The sequence below is a fragment of the Paenibacillus sp. GCM10028914 genome (genome assembly GCF_042666275.1).
Taxonomy (GTDB): Bacteria; Bacillota; Bacilli; order Paenibacillales; family Paenibacillaceae; genus Paenibacillus_AQ.
In genome coordinates, this window is record NZ_JBHTFO010000008.1 from 448975 (window position 1) to 468985 (window position 20011).

Here is a 20011-nt window from a genome sequence, read left to right on the forward strand (position 1 = left end):
GCATATAAGTGGATATGCCCAGCTCGGATGAGCTGAGCATATCTTTACCTGATGTTATTGTTGAAGTTCTACTTGATCCAAGCTATAAGTGAAGTTTTTATACGCTGTGATATCGAATCCTTTGACACGGCTGTTGATTACCCAGCCATCACGTCTTTGGTACATGAACATGTTAGGAATATCCTTGTTCATTTCTTGATACATTTGCTTGTAAATTTCTTTACGAGCTTCTCTATCAAGCGTCATTTTACCTTTTTTCATCAAATCATCAACCGTTTTGTTGGAATAGCCTGTGTCGTTCTGTGCGCCACCAGTAATATAAACCGTGTTATCCGGATCTGGAGTCAAACCCCAAGCTGCGAAGTACATCTCATACTCGCCTCTGTCTTTTTTCTCCATGATTGCGTTGAAATCAAGCGTTTCAGCTTTAATCTCGATACCGAGATCTTTATAGTTTGAGGTCATAACTGGCAGGAGTGCATCTACAACCGAGTTGTCTGCTGTTGCAGAGAAATCAATCGTGAATTTCTTTCCATCTTTCTCACGTATACCATCAGAACCTACTGTCCAACCTGCTTCGTCCAATAATGCTTTCGCTTGTTCTGGATCAAAGTCGTAAGGCTCAATATTCTCATCTGTGTAAGCCCACGATACGCTGGACTCTGGAATGCTGATTGGGTTTGCATATGGACCAAAACTTGCTTCAACAATTTCAGCACGGTTCAAACCGAACATTAATGCTTGGCGAACTTTTTGATCCTTGAATTTATCTAGGTTGTGGTTAAATGCGATATAACCATAACCATTCGTTGGGAAGATATTGAGATCAAGGAAACCCATCCCCTTAATTTCTTCAACGTTATCTTCACTTACTGTAATCATGTCCATATCAATTTCACCGGTCTGAAGCATAGGAAGCATTGTTTCTTCTGTTGTCGTTTTGTAAACAATATTTTTAACTTTTGGCGCGCCTTTGAAATAGTTTTCATTAGATTCAAACACAACTTCTTGGCCTGGTTTGAAATCTGTCAAGATGTAAGGACCGCTACCAATTGGCTTATCATGCAAAGCCTTCAGTGAATCCATGTTACCTCTCTTGAAGTCTTTACCGTAGTAAGACTCTGGAACGAATGCAACATCACCCAAAGCATCTTTTGTATATGCTGTAGCTTCAGTTACTGTAATTTCAATCGTTTGATCATCAATTACTTTAAGACCGGAGATTTCATCTGCCTTACCATCATGATATTCCTGTCCACCAGCAATATGCAAAGAGAGCAGATCAGACTCACCGTCATATGTTGGATCGTGAAGGATCTTCATAGCGAATACATAATCGTTAACGGTTACTGGAGAACCATCAGAGTAAGTAACGCCTGGTTTCAGCTTAAATGTATATTTCAAACCATCATCAGATACATCAACACTCTCAGCCAAGCTTTCTGTGTATGTTCCGTCGCCTGTAACTTCTAAGAACGTATCAAAGATTGCTTCAACAACATATTTGTCATATGCAGTCTGCCAGAAGAATGGGCTGAACACACCTTTTGGTGAAGTCATACCGATAATCAGTGTATCTTTACGATCCAAAGCTGTTTGTGGATTTAGAGATGGGTCTTCTGCTTCAAAATATCCCTGACTCTCATCTTCACCTTCTGCTGGAGGGGTTTCTTCTTTGTTTTCGCCCTCATTTGTGCTAGGTGTTTCTTGACCTGCTTCTTCCCCTTGTTTTGGCTCTTCAGCTTTTCCGCCGGAACATGCTGCCAGAATAGAAATGGCAAATAACATGATTACCAGCAATAGAGACATTCTCTTCTTCATGCTAATCCTCCTTCTAAAAATGATGTTGCTTATAAATTATTAGGACAATTTGGAAATTATCCTTAAATAATTACGATTAGGTAAATCTAGGATGTCGGTAGCATGATGCAGAGTTTTATCAATCTCCCAAAAAATATACCAATGGTCAATTAGTACCAATTTTATTAACAATATCTTCTTGTCTGTAAAATTAATGTTATGATACGTGTAAAAATAGGTAACGTCAATTACTTTTTCATATTTTTTAAAAAAAATTGATTTCCCACACTCGTTTTTCTTCATAACTAAGCCATTTAAATCAATAATAACGTCCGTTAAATTTCAGAAAATATGGAAATTTCATAATTTAAATTGTAGTTTTTTCATAAATTTTCATTATTAATGATGAAAATTATATTTATATGTAAAGTAACCTTACATGAAAACGGTTATTTCGACGCATGATTGCTTTCCTGTGTAAGAATTTCAAACCTAGGTCATATTGAGGGTAAGATGATTAACCTCAATATCCTACTTTAGGTTCTACTGTTGGATTTCCATGTCATGTAATTTGATATAGAAATAGTTTCTCTACACAAAAAAACAATCCGTATTTTTACCGGACTGTCTAATATTAGTAGAATTTTTCTCAAGTGGCTGTTATTACTTCTACAGGTTTTTAACCCACGCTAGTTTCAAATCCATCTCTTCAATGCATTGTTGATGATCATGATTGTCATTGCCCACCATAGGAGTCACTGGGTAGATTCTCATCGTTCCTTCATAAGTTTTCAGCAACGGTTGCAGATGGTTAAATCCCTTTACTTCTGGATTTAACCACTTCAACATATCCTCCGGGGACATTATGGCTGGCATCCGTTCTTCGAACTCTCTAATAAATACATTGGCGTCTGTCATAAGCATCGTGCAGGTTCTTATCTTCTCGCCTTTCGCATCCGACCAAGTTTCATATAATCCAGCAACGCCAAACAACTCTTGATTAGGCATAACAACTCTTACGGCATAACTCTTCTTCCCAACGGTTCTCCAGTAATAAAATCCATTGCTTGGAATGATGCAACGCCGAGTATCTATTGCCTTTCGATAGGTTGGATTCTGATTAACCGTTTCTAAATTGGCATTAACCGCATCTTTGCCCCAGTAAGGGACCAAGCCCCATCGATATTCATCCAATATCATTTCCCCCTGATCATGAAGAATCACCGGAACCCCTTGCATTGGACTAATATTGTATCGATTTTTATAATAGTACATCACTTTATTTATCCCAAAATGCTCTCCTACCTCATCTATCCCAGCTGACACCGAGAACCGTCTACACATTAGAAAATTCCTCCTTTTTCTTATCGTTTGATTAAGAGAGGAAAATTATTCATTTATATAATGTGTTTTCTGAGAAGAGACAAATTTCTGAGATTCTATTAGTTAATTGATTTCACTATGTTATATCTGCGCTGCTTCTTCAACTTTAAATCTATTCGTTTATGTCTTATCAGAAAGGACAAGTTAACATTTAGAATTAACAAATTCAAAGCTCACTTAATCAGGAGTAGAAATATTCATAATAGTTGGTATATATATAGAAGAAACTTTTTACTACTTCCTATTTCTCTCCTGTATCTATTCTATAAAATTCTTAGTATGTACTTTATGAAAGAGATTATGTCTATTCCCAGGGGACATTCACAAACGTTAATTTCTTAATTCATCATCCGAGAACAACGTCATATAAGTGTAAAAATGTACGTGTTCAGTGGACGATACTCCTTGCTCATTACGTCTGTTTATTTATTCAACACATAAAAAAAGCAGCCCAGCCAATTAGGCTGAGCTGCTTTCTCTCCACGGACTACTCCGTAGTGTATGGAAGCAATGCGATTTGACGGGAGCGTTTGATCGCAATCGTCAAGGCACGCTGATATTTTGCACTAGTTCCAGTCACACGACGTGGCAAAATTTTGCCGCGCTCGCTGATGAACTTCTTGAGCAAATCAGTATCTTTATAGTCAATGTGAGTAATTTTATTCACAGTGAAGAAACAAACTTTACGACGTTTGTTACGGCCACCACGGCGTGCTGGACGTTTGTCGTTGTCTCCGCCTTCTCTTTGCTTAAAAGCCATGCTTTGTCAGTCCTTCCTTATTAAAATGGCAAATCATCATCCGAAATATCGATCGGTTTTCCTTCATCGGAAAAAGGATCCTGATTGTTGCGCGAGAAATTGTTATTTCCACGGTTTCCGCCGCTATTGCTGCTTCCTCCGCTAAACGATGACTCCTCACGATTTCCGCCGCCTCCGCTGCTATCTCGGTTCGATTCCAAGAAACGGACATTATCAGCAATCACTTCAGTTACGTATACACGTTTACCTTCGTTATTCTCATAATTCCGCACTTGAATGCGCCCTTCCACAGCCGTCAGACGGCCTTTACGCAGATAGTTGGCACACGTTTCAGCAAGCTGTCTCCAGGTAACGACCGGAATAAAATCCGCTTCGCGTTCCCCGCCTTGTCCGCTAAACGGACGATCTACGGCAAGCGTAAATTGTGTGACCGCTACTCCTGCTGGAGTATAACGCAACTCTGGATCCCGGGTTAGCCGGCCGATCAAAATGACACGGTTCAACAATCCAATCCCCTCCTTAGAACGAATTCATTACAAAACTCTCGGTCTTAGGCTACGTCGTTCGTAATGAGATAACGAATAACTTCGTCAGAAATCTTCATGAGACGCTCAAGTTCAGCGATAACTTCAGGTGTACCATTGAAGTTTACCAGAACGAACACGCCATCACGGAATTTCTTGATCTCATACGCAAGACGGCGTTTACCCATTACATCGTGCTTTGTAATTTCTCCGCCGTTGGAGATGATGCCTTGGAATTTATCGACTGTAGCTTGAACAGCTTCTTGTTCAATGTCAGGACGAATAATGTACATCACTTCATATTTGCGCATATCTTTCACCTCCTTGTGGACTTCGGCCCCTAATCTAGGTTAGGAGCAAGGAACGAGCGTAAACTCGCACCATAATAATATATCAGAACGAATGATCTGATGCAAGTTTCTTTTCCTTCCATAACAATACCTAAACATAATTCACTCCAGGTCCAATCATTAGATGTTCGTCTTCTCTTCCGGTCTTTCCCTGCCATGATTACAGGGTCAGTGGTGCAACCTAATGAGGCAGTCTTATTCTAACTGGAGGAGGATTCTGATCATGGGTGAACGTAGTGAGTTCCATAGCGGAGAAAAAGCTCCCAACAATGGTGTTTATATCGAAGTTGGTGTTCGGGACCACATCATGGGTATTGAAAACCCTCAGCAAGTAAAATTGAAGCAAGGCGATACATTTCCAGATAACACGAATGATGACCGGGTCTGGGTTAACAAGAGACGGGTTCAACCGAAATAACCAATACCTCATTTCGCTTCATTATTAAATTTTTCATTCCGTGTATAACAAACTTAATATCGAGCATAATATGATTAGGCGGTGCAATGAGAGAGGTGTGGTTCCGTTGGACAACGCAGCTGAATTACCCAAAGGGTCTTACTCTGCACAGGAAGCAAGCGGAGGGAATTAGCAAAGCGCTTGGCCGTTTTAGGGCAAGTAAAGGCTGTTAACCAAGGTACTTGCGAAAGTGTTAGTTTTAGATTCCATATCACAAGCACCGCCTAACCAGTGGAAGGACCCGAAAGGGTCCTTCCTTTTTATTTCTATATATAATGAAGTAAAAATCTCACAATGCTCGGCATCGGACGATAAAAAAAGCCCTCGTATACACGAGGGCTTGTAAATGCATATTCAATAGTTGATGAAGATGGCGGAAAGGGTGGGATTCGAACCCACGCACGCCTTGCGACGCCTAGCTGATTTCGAGTCAGCCCCCTTGGGCCTCTTGGGTACCTTTCCGCAGCACGATTGATTATAACATGTCCAGCCTAACAGGTCAATACTTCAGCTATCACCTGTCTGCTGTCAGCCGTTGAGCTTATACAGTCCCATCATCGCCAGCTGCGGATCTTAAAACCTTCTTCATATTCTTCTCAAATTTGGCACGTGGAATCAACACACTATGCTGACAACGCGTACACTTAATCCGGATATCCATTCCCATACGAATGATCTCCATCTCATTATTCCCGCAGGGATGGGGCTTTTTCATTTGAACAACATCCCCCAATTGAAACACCTTTCGTTCCATACCTGCTCCCCCTTTTCCTTCTCTCCGACTGGTAGTTGATATCTATTCTATTCATTTCACTTCAAACTAACAAGTAACATGTATCATCCGTTTGATGATTGGCGTAATTCCTCGGCCTCGAGAGCCTGCTTGATATCCTTCAATATTTCACGCTCAGCAACTTCACGTGCATTCGGATGACATTCAGCTGCGATACGTACTACATATTCGGAAGTTGTCAGGGACTGAATTCCAAGCACTTCAGGATCCTGCGTTAGTTCAGGTCGACGCTGAGCAATTCCTTCGAGTGCCCTCCCAATGAGTGCCATCGTCTCATTTACCCGCTTCTCATTCTTCACCGGCAGGTCAACAAGCGCAAGCGAATTAGATACAGAGTAGTTCGTCACACTCGTGATTAATCCGTTTGGAATAATGTACGTCTCTCCATTCAGCCCTCTGATTCGTGTCGTGCGAAGTCCAATGATCTCAACCGTCCCTCTGAATTCCCCACTCTTAATTACATCTCCAACTGCAAACTGATCCTCGAGTATGATGAAGAATCCAGTGATTACGTCCTTAACCAAGCTCTGCGCACCAAAACCTACCGCTAATCCAAGTACCCCAGCACTGGCCAGTAGAGGGCCAAGTTTGAAGTTAAACTCAGATAAAATAATCATGATCATAATAAAGTTACATACAAATGCGGTTACATTCTTCAATAACTCTCCAACGGTTGTAAATCTTCGTGGATTTACACTAATTCTACTCTTCTCCTGTCTTTGGAGAAACTGATCTATCATTTTATACACAACTCGTATAATGAGACGTGTCAATAGGAATATAGCTAGTATTCGAATTGCAGCCGTAGCTACACCCATCCACATGTCAACATCTGTCATCCAATTCCAGAATTTCTCACTCAATTGGAATGCCCCTTTCACTACCTCTTCAGGTTTCCCTGAAATACTATCATCATTCATTTGTTATTCCTCCCAACCTTACTCTAGATGCTTACATATATCTCGTTGTCATCCTGCGCAAATATGCCCCGGATCTCAACTTTCTCCTGAGCAATAATCTCTTGAACCTCTTTTAACGCAGTGGGGGGAAATTGAATCGATAATGCACAGCCTGCCGTAATCTCTTTTGGCGTCGGAAATAGATCTATTTCAATCTCCGCATATTCAAGCAGCATCTCCGCTCGAAGTGCCTGTTGCGTGGAATCAAAAGCGATCAGCATCATACCTGATGACATACCGTGTACCTCCATCATCACACTATTACCTGCTCCTCATCAATCTATGAACAGATTATCTTCTTTTACCAATCTAGAAGTATAAAAACATTCTTTCATCCATATACTAATACTACCATTTGCACATGAAAGGAAGATTCTATGAACCGTTCACCTAAACACTCACCCGATCAGGAGTTTTCAAGCTTAAAAATACCACATACCGATCCTGAAATCCATTCTGCAATTATACATCGACTACTCTATCACCTTTCCTCTGGCGTGCAGCGTCGTCCATTAATCGTAGTGTGCATTGGTACAGATCGTTCCACTGGCGATTGTCTTGGACCGCTTGTCGGTACATCTCTTTCACGATACAATAGCCCGCTCTTCCATCTATATGGCACACTCGATGAGCCTGTCCACGCAATGAATTTGAAAGAAACACTCACGATGATATATGAAAAGCACGACAACCCTTTCATTATCGGTATCGATGCTTGTCTTGGTCAATCCGCTAGTGTAGGATCGATCCAAGTCTCAGATGGACCTCTTCGTCCTGGCGCAGGTGTACATAAAGAATTACCGCCGGTTGGCGATATCCATGTAACTGGCATCGTCAATGTCGGCGGCTTTATGGAATACTTCGTATTACAGAACACTCGTCTAAGTCTCGTCATGCGTCTTTCTGATATCATTGCAAATTGCTTGTTCTCCGCTTTGAAGGAATGGAATCGTTCTACCCTTCTTGCAGCGCGAGATTTATAGCCTCTTTTTCCTCTGGGGACAGAGAGTGTTTCGATTCTCCATGTTGTAACGGCTTAGCATATACAAATGAACTTTCCCGGTTATATAGACCGGTAAGAACCAGTCCATCACCTTTTTCACTCACGATCGCAATGGAAAAGCTCATATCATTGCCACGCTCACCAAAAGCATTGTAACGAACTATACCCGTTTTGGTCTTCACACTCTTCAAAGCTTGTATTATACGATCAAGTTGGGTACGCTGGTTGCCCTGTTCCTCTTCAATCTCATCCATTTGAATTTTCAGATTAAGGAGGAGTGTCTCCAGATTTTCCACACCGGTGCCGGACATCATCGCATTATATTGACGCCGCATTTTACGCAACTTGGCGCCCTGTATCATTACGATCAACCATAGAATCAATATCACGGCTACCATACCGACAACAAACCAATGAAGTTGCTCCATGATCAATTCATTCAATTCAGACATACTTTTTTCATTCCTTCTCCTCAATCTTGATCTGTCGATCAGGCCTGGATTTTAGCCATGGCTTCCACCATAATGTCAACATCTTCTCTGCTCGTCCACAACCCCACACTGGCTCTTACAGCGCCAGTGTTTTCCGTGCCTGCAGCCATATGTGCAAGTGGAGTACAATGAAAACCTGCCCGTACAGCAATGCCATATTCACGATCCAATTTAAACGCCATTTCAGAGGCATCCCTCTGTTCTACTACAAACGATACAATTCCTGTTCTTGCTTCTCCTAAGCCTGGACCCAGGATTTTAATTCCTTTTACAGATGATAGTCCTTCCATCATTCGTTGCGTGAGCTCCCACTCATGTTGATAGATATGATCCGGCGTCCATTCCAGCACTTTCTTCACACCGGCTTGAAGCCCTGCAAAACCGATCGTATTAGGGGTACCTGCCTCATATCTATCAGGTCTTACTGTCGGCTGTTCTACAGCCTCAGATTGGCTACCAGTCCCTCCATGCATTAAAGGCTCTAACTCCACATTAGGAGAGATATAAAGACCGCCTGTTCCTTGCGGTCCTAAAAGCCCTTTATGCCCTGGAAAGGCGAGCATTCCAACATTCATGTTTTCAACATCAATAGGTAACATGCCGGCACTCTGAGCTGCGTCTACAAGGAGCACCGCCCCATGACGAGCTGCCAATTCCCCAATCTCTTCAATTGGCAAAATCGATCCGAGTAAATTCGAGCTATGACTGCATACCACGAGCTTCGTCTTCGGATTAAATGCTTTCTCTACCTCTTTTAAATCCAGCTGTCCCTCTGCACGCACAGGAATATAATCGACATGAATCCCTCTTGTCCGTTTCAAGTATTCTAACGGTCTTCTCACTGAATTATGCTCAATCATTGTAGCAATAACATGATCACCTTCAGTAAGGTATCCTTTGATAGCTAAATTCAATGCCTCTGTCGTGTTGCCGGTTAAGACAATATCATTTGGATTTTTCACATGAAATAAGGTCGATAATGTTCTACGTGTGTTATAGAGCACTCTTGATGCATTCACAGCCATGCGATGGCTCCCTCGCCCCGGGTTCGCCGCTGCTTCGTCCATCGCTTTCTTCATAGCCTCCAACACTTCCGGAGGTTTAGGCCACGAAGTCGCTGCGTGGTCTAGGTAAATGACTGAATCCATGCTGTACCCCCTTCAATGAGGATGATTACGAATCTATCATCCTATCAGAACATACATATTTGAGCATTTCAAAACTACTGAGTTACTAAGGGATTCACCCTTTATGTACCCTTCCATTCCCTAGATCAAGAAAATCAAGAAAGAAAGACATGTCCTGTTCCCCAAAGGAACACCGACATGTCTTTCTCCATCAAGATGTGATATTCCAAACTATATCATTGTAAAACGTTATGGATATCCCGTATCGAACATTTCATATTTTAAAACAAACTATTGCAGCAATTCAAGTAACCGTTCAAGGTCTTGCTTGCTATAATAATTCAGCTCAATTTTCCCTTTATCTTTATTGTGCTTGATCTTCACAGTCGTCTTAAATCGTTCGCGCAGGTTCTCCTCCAGGTGATCAATATATGGATCCCTTCTCTTCACCTTCACTTTATCCTTATCATCGGATTTTCGATCTAGGTTCTTCACAGCTTCCTCTAGTTCGCGAACACTCCACTCTTGTTCCACGCACTGTTTCGCCAACTGTTTAACTAGAACAGGATCTTTCAACCCCACTATCGCTCTTGCATGCCCCATTGATAATGTTCCACGTGAAACATTTTCTTTCACTTCTTCCGGTAAAGATAACAACCGTAAGAAGTTAGCAATATGCGAGCGTGATTTACCAACTTTTAAAGATAACTCTTCTTGCGTTAAGGAAAATTGTTCCATTAAACCTTGGTAGGCAACTGCCACTTCCATGGCGTTTAAATTCTCGCGCTGCAGGTTTTCGATCAAGGCAATTTCCATCACCTGCTGATCACTGAAAGAACGAACTACAGCAGGAACAGTTGCTTTACCACAATATTGAGATGCCCGGAAACGGCGTTCCCCAGCAATAATTTCATAACCCTTAAGAACACTTCGTACAATAATAGGCTGAATTACACCGTGCTGCCGAATAGATTCAGCAAGCTCCTGGATCGCTTCTTCATTGAACGTTTTCCGAGGCTGATACGGGTTAGCCCGCAACTGACTCAATGGGATATCAACGACCTTATCATCCTCATTAATAGACAAGGAAGGTATAAGTGCATCCAACCCTTTTCCTAAACGTTTACTCATAAGAGATCACTTCCTTTGCCAGCTCCAAGTAAACTTCCGCACCTTTTGAACGAGGATCATAAGTAATGATCGATTGACCATGTGATGGAGCTTCGCTCAAACGAATGTTCCTTGGAATAATGGTCTTATACACTTTTTCTTGAAAATACTTTTTCACTTCTTCAATCACCTGAATTCCCAGGTTCGTTCTTGCATCAAGCATCGTAAGAAGTACACCCTCAATCTTGAGCGATGTATTAAGATGTTTTTGGACCAAACGTACAGTATTTAGTAATTGACTTAAGCCTTCCAACGCATAATATTCGCATTGAATCGGAATAATGACCGAATCAGCAGCAGTTAGGGAGTTAATCGTAAGAATACCGAGTGATGGAGGGCAATCGATCAAGATATAGTCGTAATTAGGTTTTACCAACTGAAGGGATTTCTTCAAACGTACTTCACGCGAAATCGTTGGAACAAGTTCGATCTCTGCACCTGCCAGTTGAATCGTAGCAGGAATGATATCTAATCCATCAATGTTTGTTGGATTAATCGCGTCCTTAGGGTGTACCTCATTAATGATGATATCATATATGCAGTTTTCAACATCTGCTTTATTAATGCCGACACCACTGGTCGTGTTCCCTTGGGGATCTATATCCACTAAAAGAACCCGTTTGCCAAGCGAAGCCAGTCCAGCGCCCAGATTGACAGAAGTCGTCGTTTTACCGACCCCGCCCTTTTGATTTGCTATGGCAATTGTTTTAGACACTCATTTCACCTCAATGTAGGAAGACTCTTCTAAGTAGGCTGCAATAGATGATATACAGCATAGAAGCTGTATATTGCACATTTGGATAAACGCTGTCCTTTGAGAGACAGCACCTGAACGGTTATGCGCAATCCGCTGGGTTCGGACACGAAACCATTTTTTGAAGATACAAGCACGTTAAGCTCCAAAAAATGCATTCTGTCTTCCTAGGAGGTTCTACTAAGCTGCTTCTTAGGTCAACAGAAAAAGTGGCATATTATCACCACTTTCAGGCTTTCATGTCATACTAACTTTATCGTTTGGGAATTTTAATGACGATCTCATAATGGTCATCATGATCATTCTCAGTCGTCTTAATAGCCATACCCGATCCTGAAACCATGTCAATGGATTGACGAATCGTATTCAGGGCCAGGCGTACATCTTTACTATAAGAAATCCGTTTCGATTTCTTCATCGTAGTTACTTCTTTATAAAATGCAACCCGAGCTTCCGTCTGCTTAACATTCAACTCTTTTGCAATGACCTCAGCCAGCACTTTCAACTGCGTCTCCTCATTATCTAGAGATAACAGCGCACGAGCATGGCGTTCTGTAATCTTACGTTCCATAAGCGCCAACTTCACTTCTTCAGGCAGTTGCAATAGTCGGATTTTGTTAGCAATGGTGGATTGGCTCTTACCCAGTCGTTGTGCAAGACTCTCTTGAGTAAGCTGGTGAAGATCAATCAATTTCTGATAAGCCACTGCCTCTTCAATTGAAGTCAGACCTTCCCGTTGCAAATTCTCAATTAAGGCAATTGAAGCCGCCTGAGAATCATTAAAATCCCGAACGATTGCAGGAATCGTATCCAGACCTAACTTTTTGACTGCACGCCAACGACGCTCACCGGCAATAATCTCATACACGCCATTACGAATACGAACAACAATAGGTTGAATGACACCATGTGTTTTAATGGTCTGAAGCAATTCATCGATTTTATCGTCATCAAAAATCGTGCGCGGTTGATATGGACTGCTAACAACCTCATTCACTGGAATTTGCTTCACTTCATCCCCATTATTTCGTTCTGCCGCTAAGCCAAACAACTTCGAAAATTGTTCTTTCATTCCGTATATTACCACCTAATTTCATGATAGCATGGACGATGCCTCTACTTGCTACTATATCGTGAAACAGATTCAGTAGCTAACATGAATGGCTAGATAACAAGCCTTCGTTCCAAAAGCCACCTTCTGACTTTTTAGATCCGAATACTTCATGCGAAGTCAGGCATTTCCCTGCATAAAACATTACATTTACTCATGATATCAGCAAAAAAACGGACCGGTCTATGTCCGGCCTCTATCAATTGGTACTACGATTCTATTCTACCACTATTTGTCCTATAATCCTATTCTACAAACTCACCTTTTTTTCCTGCAAATTTAGTGTATTTTTACAAAATCATATGAAATCTGATTTCTCTGAGGACAACTTTTATATCTAATAAAGTTAGGTACATAACAATAAAATAAGCTGATCTCACACACACTTCAAACGATCGCTAGATATAAATTAACGTAGTATCCACTTGGTCAAAAAAAGGAATGTTTCACGTGAAACATTCCTAGGATACATTTTGAAATATATTAAGTTAAACAAGCGGTGTCTTCGCAGCTGTTCCAGCTTTGCGAGGATATTTAGTCGGGGTAGGTCCCTTTTTATCAATAACAACAATATGACGATCTGATTCTTCAACCGGAAGCGAGAAGGAATGCACTTGGCTCAGTGAACCTCTCAATTCTTTCAAACTGCGTGCTGCCTCATCAATCTCTTCCGTTGGATTACTACCCTTCATTGCTGCAAATTGCCCTCCTACTTTAACAAAAGGCAGGCAAAACTCGTTAAGAACAGCCATTCTCGCTACTGCACGTGCGGTAACCAGATCAAATCCATCGCGGTATCCATGTTTACGAGCTACTTCCTCTGCCCTGCCATGCAGTAGTTCAACTTGTTCCAATCCAAGTGTTTCTGCAACATGCTTGAGAAAATTGATGCGTTTATTTAGAGAGTCGACGATCGTTAACTTCAAATGTGGAAAACAGATCTTCAGCGGAATTCCAGGAAAGCCAGCTCCTGAACCGATATCGGCTAAGGAACCCACTTTTTCCATATCCACATAGAAGGCAAGACTCACCGAATCGTAAAAATGCTTCATATATACCTGATCGCGTTCCGTAATTCCTGTCAGGTTCATCTTCTCATTCCACTCAACCAATACTTTGTAGTAATTTTCGAACTGATCGAGTTGTCTCTCATTTATTGTAATACCCCGCTCTTCGAGCCGGCTTACAAAATCCTTTTGAATAGTATCCATTAGTGTGGCTTATCCTTTCGCTGCCGTAACTCGGTTGTAATGCTCCAGATAAACCAAGAGTATAGAAATATCCGCTGGAGTTACCCCGCCAATACGAGAAGCCTGACCAATCGAAATCGGACGGATTTTGTTAAGCTTTTGTCTTGCTTCCATCGCTAAACCATGAATATCATCATAGACAATATCCTCAGGAATCCGCTTCTTCTCCATCTTCTGCAGACGCTCAACATGACCGAGTTGCTTCTCTATATAACCGGCATATTTAATTTGAATTTCAACTTGCTCCTTCATTTCCTCATCCAGTTCGAATGGTGATGGAGACAAGGATTCAATCATATCAAACGAAATTTCAGGTCTACGCAAAATAGTCAGCATATTGCTTCCATCTTGAATTAAGGCAGACCCAGCAGCTTCAAGCATCGCATTTACTTCTACAGGCTTCACTTTCGTCTGGCTAAGACGTTCAATCTCCTGCTCAACGAGTGCTTTTTTACGAAGGAACTGAGCATAACGCTCTTCGGAGATCAATCCGATCTCATGACCAATCTCAGTCAGACGCATATCCGCATTATCATGACGGAGAAGCAAGCGATATTCTGCGCGTGAAGTAAGCAGGCGATACGGCTCATTCGTTCCTTTGGTTACTAGATCATCAATCAGAACACCAATATACCCTTGGGAGCGATCAAGAACGATGGCTTCTTTCCCTTGCACTTTACGTGCAGCGTTAATGCCTGCCATTAGCCCTTGACCAGCTGCTTCTTCATAACCAGATGTACCATTGATCTGGCCTGCTGTGAACAATCCTGGTAGATGCTTCGTTTCAAGCGATGGCCACAACTGAGTTGGAACGATGGCGTCATACTCGATTGCGTAACCATTACGCATAATTTCTGCTTTTTCCAAACCTGGCACAGACCGTAGAATCGCAAGCTGAACATCTTCTGGCATACTCGTGGATAAACCTTGAACATAGTATTCCTTCGTGTTCTTACCCTCAGGCTCAAGGAAAATCTGATGTTTCGCTTTGTCAGCAAAGCGAACGACTTTATCTTCAATCGATGGACAATAACGAGGTCCTGTTCCTTCAATTACACCTGAGAACATCGGAGCACGATGCAGATTATCATTAATAATCTGATGAGTTTCAACAGATGTGTAAGTCAACCAGCATGGAAGCTGCTCATTATCCGAAGATTTTGTCTCATAAGAAAAGAACTTCGGCTCATCATCACCTGGTTGAATTTCGGTTTTCGAGAAATCAATCGTATCCTTATGAACCCGCATAGGTGTTCCCGTCTTAAATCGAACGAGATCAAATCCAAGCTCACGCAAATTCTCTGCTAATTTTACGGATGGCTGTTGGTTATTCGGTCCGCTCTCATACATCAGCTCACCCATAATGATTTTACCGCGCAGATACGTCCCTGTTGTTAAGACTACAGCTTTAGCACGGTATTCAGCACCAGTCTGTGTTACAATCCCAACGCATTCCCCATTCTCAACCACAAGACGATCAACCATTCCCTGACGAAGTGTCAGGTTTTCTTGCATCTCCATCGTTTCTTTCATGGTATGTTGATAGGAAAACTTATCAGCTTGTGCACGAAGCGCATGAACCGCTGGTCCCTTACCCGTATTTAGCATTCGCATTTGAATAAAGGTCTTATCAATATTACGGCCCATTTCACCGCCCAAAGCATCAATTTCACGAACAACATGTCCTTTAGCTGGTCCGCCAATCGACGGATTACAAGGCATAAATGCAACCATATCCAAGTTAATCGTAACCATCAACGTTTCAGCACCCATGCGTGCGGAAGCTAATGCAGCCTCACAGCCAGCATGACCAGCCCCAACAACAATCACGTCATAGGTGCGTCCTACATAACTCATGGCAAACCCTCCTGTTTTTTGTATATTTTCAAACCCTATATAATAGAATCAATTTCATAATACCTTTAGCCGCTTTAACCAAGACTATATATAGATCAAAATATGATTGTTTGTCTACATATAGTTTTAGAAGGAGTTTTAATCAGATATGAAATGGATTCATTAGAAGCCTATTTCCCAAGGCAAAATTGCGAGAAAATTTGATCAATCAGCGAATCGCCTACTTCTTCACCTAAGATCTCTCCAAGTTGCTCCCATGCAAGCCGTACATCGATCTGAATCATATCAATGGGAATGTACTGCTCAGCTGCTTCATATGCATCCTGCAGAGATTGTTTTGCCTTCTTAAGCAAAGCAATATGACGGACATTGCTAACGTAAGTCAGATCTCCGCCCTCTATCTTACCACTAAAGAACAATCTTGAAATAGCATCCTCTAACCGATCGATTCCTTCCTGCGCCTTTACAGACATCGGAACGATCAGTTCATCTGGATAATATCTACGAACAATATCAAGATCGATCTGTGACGGTAAGTCCATTTTATTCATAATAACAATACATTGTCTACCGCGTATTTGTTCCATCAGTTCCAATTCATCTTCATGCAGTGGCTCACTTGCATTCAATACCAGAAGAATCAAGTCTGCCTCACTTACCGCATGTTTCGAACGTTCTACCCCAATTTTCTCAACAACATCCATGGTCTCCCGAATCCCCGCTGTATCGAGCAACTTGAGCGGAATGTTGTTAATCGTCACGAACTCCTCGATGACATCACGTGTTGTTCCCGGAATATCCGTAACAATTGCTTTGTTATCATGAGCTAGTGTATTAAGCAAGGAAGACTTACCGACATTCGGACGACCTACGATCGCAGTAGTAATACCCTCACGCAATATTTTCCCTTCTTCGGCCGTCTTCAGCAGCTTGTCGATCTCACCCATAACAAAGCGGCTTTTATCCTTAATGAACTCCGAAGTAAGTGATTCTACATCATGTTCAGGATAATCGATATTCACCTCAATATGAGCTAAAGTCTCCACGAGCGTATACCGCAGATCATTAATTTTACGTGATAAATTTCCTTCCACCTGCTTCAAGGCAACCGAGAAAGCACGGTCTGACTTCGAACGGATTAGATCGATAACCGCTTCGGCTTGTGACAAGTCAATTCTTCCATTTAAAAAAGCACGTTTTGTAAATTCGCCAGGTTCAGCAAGACGGATGTTCTGTTGCAGAAGCAGATCCATCACCCGCTTAACCGCAATGACACCACCATGTGTACTGATCTCAACCACATCTTCTGTGGTGAATGAGCGCGGTGCTCTCATTACAGTAACTAATACCTCTTCAAGGTTATCCCGAGTCATCGGGTCCATGATATGCCCATAATGAACCGTATGCGAATCTGCTTCGGATAATTTTGTCTTACTCTTAAATATTTTTTCTACTTCAATGATAGCTTCAGGACCGCTGACGCGAATAATCGCGATACCTCCCTCACCAACCGCTGTGGAAATCGCAGCAATCGTATCACTCAACATGAAAATTCACCTTCTTTTCATTCTGGATAAGCTTATTAACACTTGAATAAAAAACAATGACTCCCTATTACCGCCCAGGAGTCATTGAGTCATATAATCTTTACTGCTGCTTCAAAGTAATGACGATACGGCGGTTCGGTTCCTCGCCTTTACTAAATGTCTTTACTTTAGCATGATTTTGAAGTCTAAAATGGATAACCTTACGCTCAGAAGCAGGCATTGGTTCAAGTACGATTTCTTTTCGTGTCTTAACAGCACGTCCAGCCAATCGATCAGCCAAATCCTCGAGCGTCTTTTTGCGTCGTTCGCGGAAATTCTCTGCGTCCAGCACAATCCGAATGTAGTTATCAGAATAACGATTAGCCACAATATTAACCAGATACTGCAGAGCATCCAGTGTCTGGCCTCTACGACCAATGATAAGTCCTAATCCCTCACCGGAAATTTGAAGAGTAGTAAATTCCTTACCGTGCAGGGCATCAACTGTAATGTCGAGCCCCATGGCTTTCCCAGTCTCAGTCAAAAAGTTTATTGCCTCACGAAAAGGGTCCTCTCCCTCACGTTTAACAGTATCGACAGACATAGCTTCAGACAAGCTGTTAACAGTAGCTTGTTCTGGAGCTGCCTTTGCTTTCTGTACTTCCAATACTGGTGCTGCCTGTTTTATAGAAGAAAAGTCCTTATTAAGCTCTTCGCCGCCGGTGCTGCCGGAGAGAAGTGTGAGTTCAACCTTTGCTTCCTTCACTCCGAACAGCCCTAGGAATCCTTTTGACGGCTGACTCAAAATTTGAACCGATACGTGGTCCCGACTTACACCCCACTGGGCTAGCCCTTGTTCGACAGCATCTTCAACGGTTTTTCCTGTAGCGACGATTTTACTCATCTCGACTTTTTAGCTCCTTTTTTACCTTTTTTCCCGTTCTTCGAACCTTTGCTTGGACCTTTACTTTGACTTGTGCTTGCCGTTTTTACGTTTGCAACAGCTACATTTTTGTCATTGTTGCGGTACAAGAAGTAGTTCTGCACGATGGTATACAAGTTACTGTAGAACCAGTACAGTGGAAGAGCGGATGGGAACTGGAACGACATTACGAAAATCAGAATCGGATAAACGAACATCATGAACTGCATCATGCCTTGTTGAGGCGATGGGTTCATCTTAATCATCATTCTAGTCTGGAAATAAGTCGTAAACGCCGCCAGAACTGGTAATATAAACAGCTTGTCCGGTTCTCCGAGCTGAAGCCATAGGAATTCATGCTCACGGAGAAGTCCGTTATAATAAATCGAATGATAAAGTGCGATAAAGATCGGCATCTGAACCAGCAGAGGCAAACAACCTGCCATCGGATTAACCTTATGCTCCTGGAACAACTTCATGGTCTCCATCTGCACTTTTTCAGGAGTATCTTTATATTTCTCACGAATCTTAGCAATTTCAGGCTGAATTGCTTGCATTGCTTTCGAGCTACGTACCTGCTTTAGTGTCAACGGCAGGATCAAAGTACGGACGATAAGCACCATAATTAGAACCGCTAATCCATACTCACCGTTAAACCAAGTAGCGAATGTATCAAGAGCCCACGTAAAATAATAAACAACGTTACTCTGCCAAAAGCCACCGTTTTTCAGGTCATCGATGGTACGCATCTGGTCAGCTTGTGGCGTACAACCAGATAATACAGCCATTGCCAATACTAGCAAAGCTGTGAGAAGGAACCATTTCCCTCGTCTTGTCTTCGTTAGCGACACTTCAAAACCCCTCTCTTAGCTTTCCATTCCACGGTAAATCATAACATATTTATATGGACAAATAAACACAAGCTCATCGCTTCTTCGCCTTTAAAAGTGATGATTTGCGTAACACATGCAGCACGCTTTTCTCCAGTTCCTGATAGGACTTGTCGAGCGCGCCTTTTCTGACAATAAAAATCAGATCAATATGCTCAATAATCTCATGTTGATGGTGGCGGACAATTTCTTTTACAAGCCGTCTCATCCGGTTGCGGACTACAGCATTGCCTACCTTTTTACTAACTGAAACACCGGCCCGAAATTGCTCTACGTCTCTTTTGCGTGACCAATACACCACGAACTGATGATTGGCAAAAGATTTTCCGTGACGATAAACACGGCTAAAGTCAGCCCGGTTTCGTAAACGCAGTTTTTTTTGCACCAGTCTCTCCCTGCCTGCCTTCCTTCGGCATCTCACGGTATTTCTTCGTATATATATAGTATGGTCATACCGCGCAAGCGGTAAACGAGTCCTAAAATCTCTTAAAATAACACGACTAGTGTCATTACGAAAAAAAAGACCACCTCGGTGGTCTTCGTGGCATCGTGGCTCAAAATTAAGCGCTCAATACTTTTCTTCCTTTTTGACGGCGGCTAGCCAGAACCTTACGTCCGTTTTTGGAACTCATTCTTTTACGGAAACCGTGATTTTTTTTGCGTTTGCTCACGTTCGGTTTGAAAGTTTGTTTCATGATCTGTTGCACCCCCTTAAAGGAATCTTAATTTACCATATAACAAGTAGAAACGGTATGCCATCATTTCATTAAGAAAGCTCCGTTCCTGCGAGAAATATAAGAAAAATTGACACCTTAGAATTTCTTATATTTTTAAAGAAAAGTTTCTTTTTACACTCACAGAAAATGCCTTTATATATTTAATCA

General features: G+C 42.0%; 22 protein-coding genes and 1 tRNA gene. 2 read left to right on the forward strand and 21 right to left on the reverse strand.

Annotated elements, in window-relative coordinates:
- Positions 1–54: 54 nt before the first annotated feature.
- The 5 genes from ACFQV5_RS08500 to rpsF all read right to left on the reverse strand — a co-directional run bounded on the left by ACFQV5_RS08500 (position 55) and on the right by rpsF (position 4778).
- Complete coding sequence (locus tag ACFQV5_RS08500; protein WP_379245603.1) at positions 55–1821, reverse strand: ABC transporter substrate-binding protein; 1767 nt, start codon at positions 1819–1821, stop codon at positions 55–57.
- Positions 1822–2469: 648 nt separating this feature from the next.
- Positions 2470–3144 (reverse strand): SOS response-associated peptidase, encoded by a 675-nt coding sequence (locus ACFQV5_RS08505; protein WP_379245605.1) that lies wholly within the window; start codon positions 3142–3144, stop codon positions 2470–2472.
- Between the two features lie 526 nt (positions 3145–3670).
- Complete coding sequence (gene rpsR, locus ACFQV5_RS08510) at positions 3671–3943, reverse strand: 30S ribosomal protein S18 (protein ID WP_006207333.1); 273 nt, start codon at positions 3941–3943, stop codon at positions 3671–3673.
- Positions 3944–3963: 20 nt separating this feature from the next.
- The gene (ssb, locus tag ACFQV5_RS08515) at positions 3964–4449 is read right to left on the reverse strand and encodes a single-stranded DNA-binding protein (RefSeq protein ID WP_379245609.1); all 486 of its coding nucleotides are present in this window, start codon (positions 4447–4449) and stop codon (positions 3964–3966) included.
- Between the two features lie 44 nt (positions 4450–4493).
- Complete coding sequence (gene rpsF, locus ACFQV5_RS08520) at positions 4494–4778, reverse strand: 30S ribosomal protein S6 (protein ID WP_379245611.1); 285 nt, start codon at positions 4776–4778, stop codon at positions 4494–4496.
- Between the two features lie 262 nt (positions 4779–5040).
- Between rpsF and ACFQV5_RS08525 the strand changes: the two genes are divergently transcribed.
- Complete coding sequence (locus ACFQV5_RS08525; RefSeq protein ID WP_379245613.1) at positions 5041–5235, forward strand: YjzC family protein; 195 nt, start codon at positions 5041–5043, stop codon at positions 5233–5235.
- A gap of 410 nt (positions 5236–5645) precedes the next feature.
- Here ACFQV5_RS08525 and ACFQV5_RS08530 read toward each other — a convergent pair.
- The 4 genes from ACFQV5_RS08530 to ACFQV5_RS08545 form a co-directional block, all read right to left on the reverse strand.
- Positions 5646–5736, reverse strand: a tRNA-Ser gene (locus tag ACFQV5_RS08530).
- Between the two features lie 79 nt (positions 5737–5815).
- Positions 5816–6028 (reverse strand): DUF951 domain-containing protein, encoded by a 213-nt coding sequence (locus ACFQV5_RS08535; protein WP_379245615.1) that lies wholly within the window; start codon positions 6026–6028, stop codon positions 5816–5818.
- Between the two features lie 83 nt (positions 6029–6111).
- Entirely contained in the window at positions 6112–6987 is an 876-nt protein-coding gene (locus tag ACFQV5_RS08540) for a mechanosensitive ion channel family protein (protein WP_379245617.1), read from the reverse strand.
- A gap of 23 nt (positions 6988–7010) precedes the next feature.
- A complete protein-coding gene (locus ACFQV5_RS08545) occupies positions 7011–7262 on the reverse strand; it encodes a putative Se/S carrier protein (RefSeq protein WP_379245619.1) in 252 nt (83 codons plus the stop codon).
- A 141-nt stretch (positions 7263–7403) separates the two neighbouring features.
- On the opposite strand from ACFQV5_RS08545, the gene yyaC reads away from it, so the two are divergent.
- A complete protein-coding gene (yyaC, locus tag ACFQV5_RS08550) occupies positions 7404–8009 on the forward strand; it encodes a spore protease YyaC (protein ID WP_379245621.1) in 606 nt (201 codons plus the stop codon).
- Here the strand turns inward: yyaC and ACFQV5_RS08555 are convergent.
- From ACFQV5_RS08555 to rpmH, 12 genes are all read right to left on the reverse strand, one after another.
- Positions 7981–8481, reverse strand: a complete 501-nt coding sequence (locus ACFQV5_RS08555; RefSeq protein ID WP_379245623.1) for a DUF4446 family protein — start codon at positions 8479–8481, stop codon at positions 7981–7983. The genes yyaC and ACFQV5_RS08555 overlap by 29 nt on opposite strands.
- 38 nt (positions 8482–8519) lie before the next feature.
- On the reverse strand, positions 8520–9668 hold the full coding sequence (locus ACFQV5_RS08560) for an aminotransferase class V-fold PLP-dependent enzyme (protein ID WP_379245625.1): 1149 nt from the start codon (positions 9666–9668) through the stop codon (positions 8520–8522).
- A 270-nt stretch (positions 9669–9938) separates the two neighbouring features.
- Entirely contained in the window at positions 9939–10778 is an 840-nt protein-coding gene (locus tag ACFQV5_RS08565; protein WP_379245627.1) for a ParB/RepB/Spo0J family partition protein, read from the reverse strand.
- Positions 10771–11532 carry a ParA family protein gene (locus ACFQV5_RS08570; RefSeq protein ID WP_379245629.1) on the reverse strand — a complete coding sequence of 254 codons (762 nt, stop codon included), beginning with the start codon at positions 11530–11532 and terminating at the stop codon, positions 10771–10773. Before ACFQV5_RS08570 ends, ACFQV5_RS08565 begins: the two co-directional genes overlap by 8 nt.
- A 292-nt stretch (positions 11533–11824) precedes the next feature.
- Positions 11825–12643 (reverse strand): nucleoid occlusion protein, encoded by an 819-nt coding sequence (gene noc, locus ACFQV5_RS08575; protein WP_379245631.1) that lies wholly within the window; start codon positions 12641–12643, stop codon positions 11825–11827.
- A 527-nt stretch (positions 12644–13170) separates the two neighbouring features.
- A complete protein-coding gene (gene rsmG / locus ACFQV5_RS08580; RefSeq protein ID WP_379245633.1) occupies positions 13171–13893 on the reverse strand; it encodes a 16S rRNA (guanine(527)-N(7))-methyltransferase RsmG in 723 nt (240 codons plus the stop codon).
- A 9-nt stretch (positions 13894–13902) separates the two neighbouring features.
- On the reverse strand, positions 13903–15789 hold the full coding sequence (gene mnmG, locus ACFQV5_RS08585; protein WP_379245635.1) for a tRNA uridine-5-carboxymethylaminomethyl(34) synthesis enzyme MnmG: 1887 nt from the start codon (positions 15787–15789) through the stop codon (positions 13903–13905).
- A 170-nt stretch (positions 15790–15959) separates the two neighbouring features.
- Entirely contained in the window at positions 15960–17336 is a 1377-nt protein-coding gene (gene mnmE, locus ACFQV5_RS08590; protein ID WP_379245637.1) for a tRNA uridine-5-carboxymethylaminomethyl(34) synthesis GTPase MnmE, read from the reverse strand.
- A 100-nt stretch (positions 17337–17436) separates the two neighbouring features.
- A complete protein-coding gene (gene jag / locus ACFQV5_RS08595; protein WP_379245639.1) occupies positions 17437–18219 on the reverse strand; it encodes an RNA-binding cell elongation regulator Jag/EloR in 783 nt (260 codons plus the stop codon).
- Positions 18216–19088 carry a YidC/Oxa1 family membrane protein insertase gene (locus tag ACFQV5_RS08600; protein WP_379245641.1) on the reverse strand — a complete coding sequence of 291 codons (873 nt, stop codon included), beginning with the start codon at positions 19086–19088 and terminating at the stop codon, positions 18216–18218. The genes jag and ACFQV5_RS08600 overlap by 4 nt, the downstream gene beginning before the upstream one ends.
- Positions 19089–19161: 73 nt before the next feature.
- Positions 19162–19512, reverse strand: a complete 351-nt coding sequence (gene rnpA / locus ACFQV5_RS08605) for a ribonuclease P protein component (RefSeq protein ID WP_379245643.1) — start codon at positions 19510–19512, stop codon at positions 19162–19164.
- 175 nt (positions 19513–19687) lie between these two features.
- The gene (rpmH, locus tag ACFQV5_RS08610; RefSeq protein ID WP_054958289.1) at positions 19688–19822 is read right to left on the reverse strand and encodes a 50S ribosomal protein L34; all 135 of its coding nucleotides are present in this window, start codon (positions 19820–19822) and stop codon (positions 19688–19690) included.
- Positions 19823–20011 lie beyond the last annotated feature (189 nt).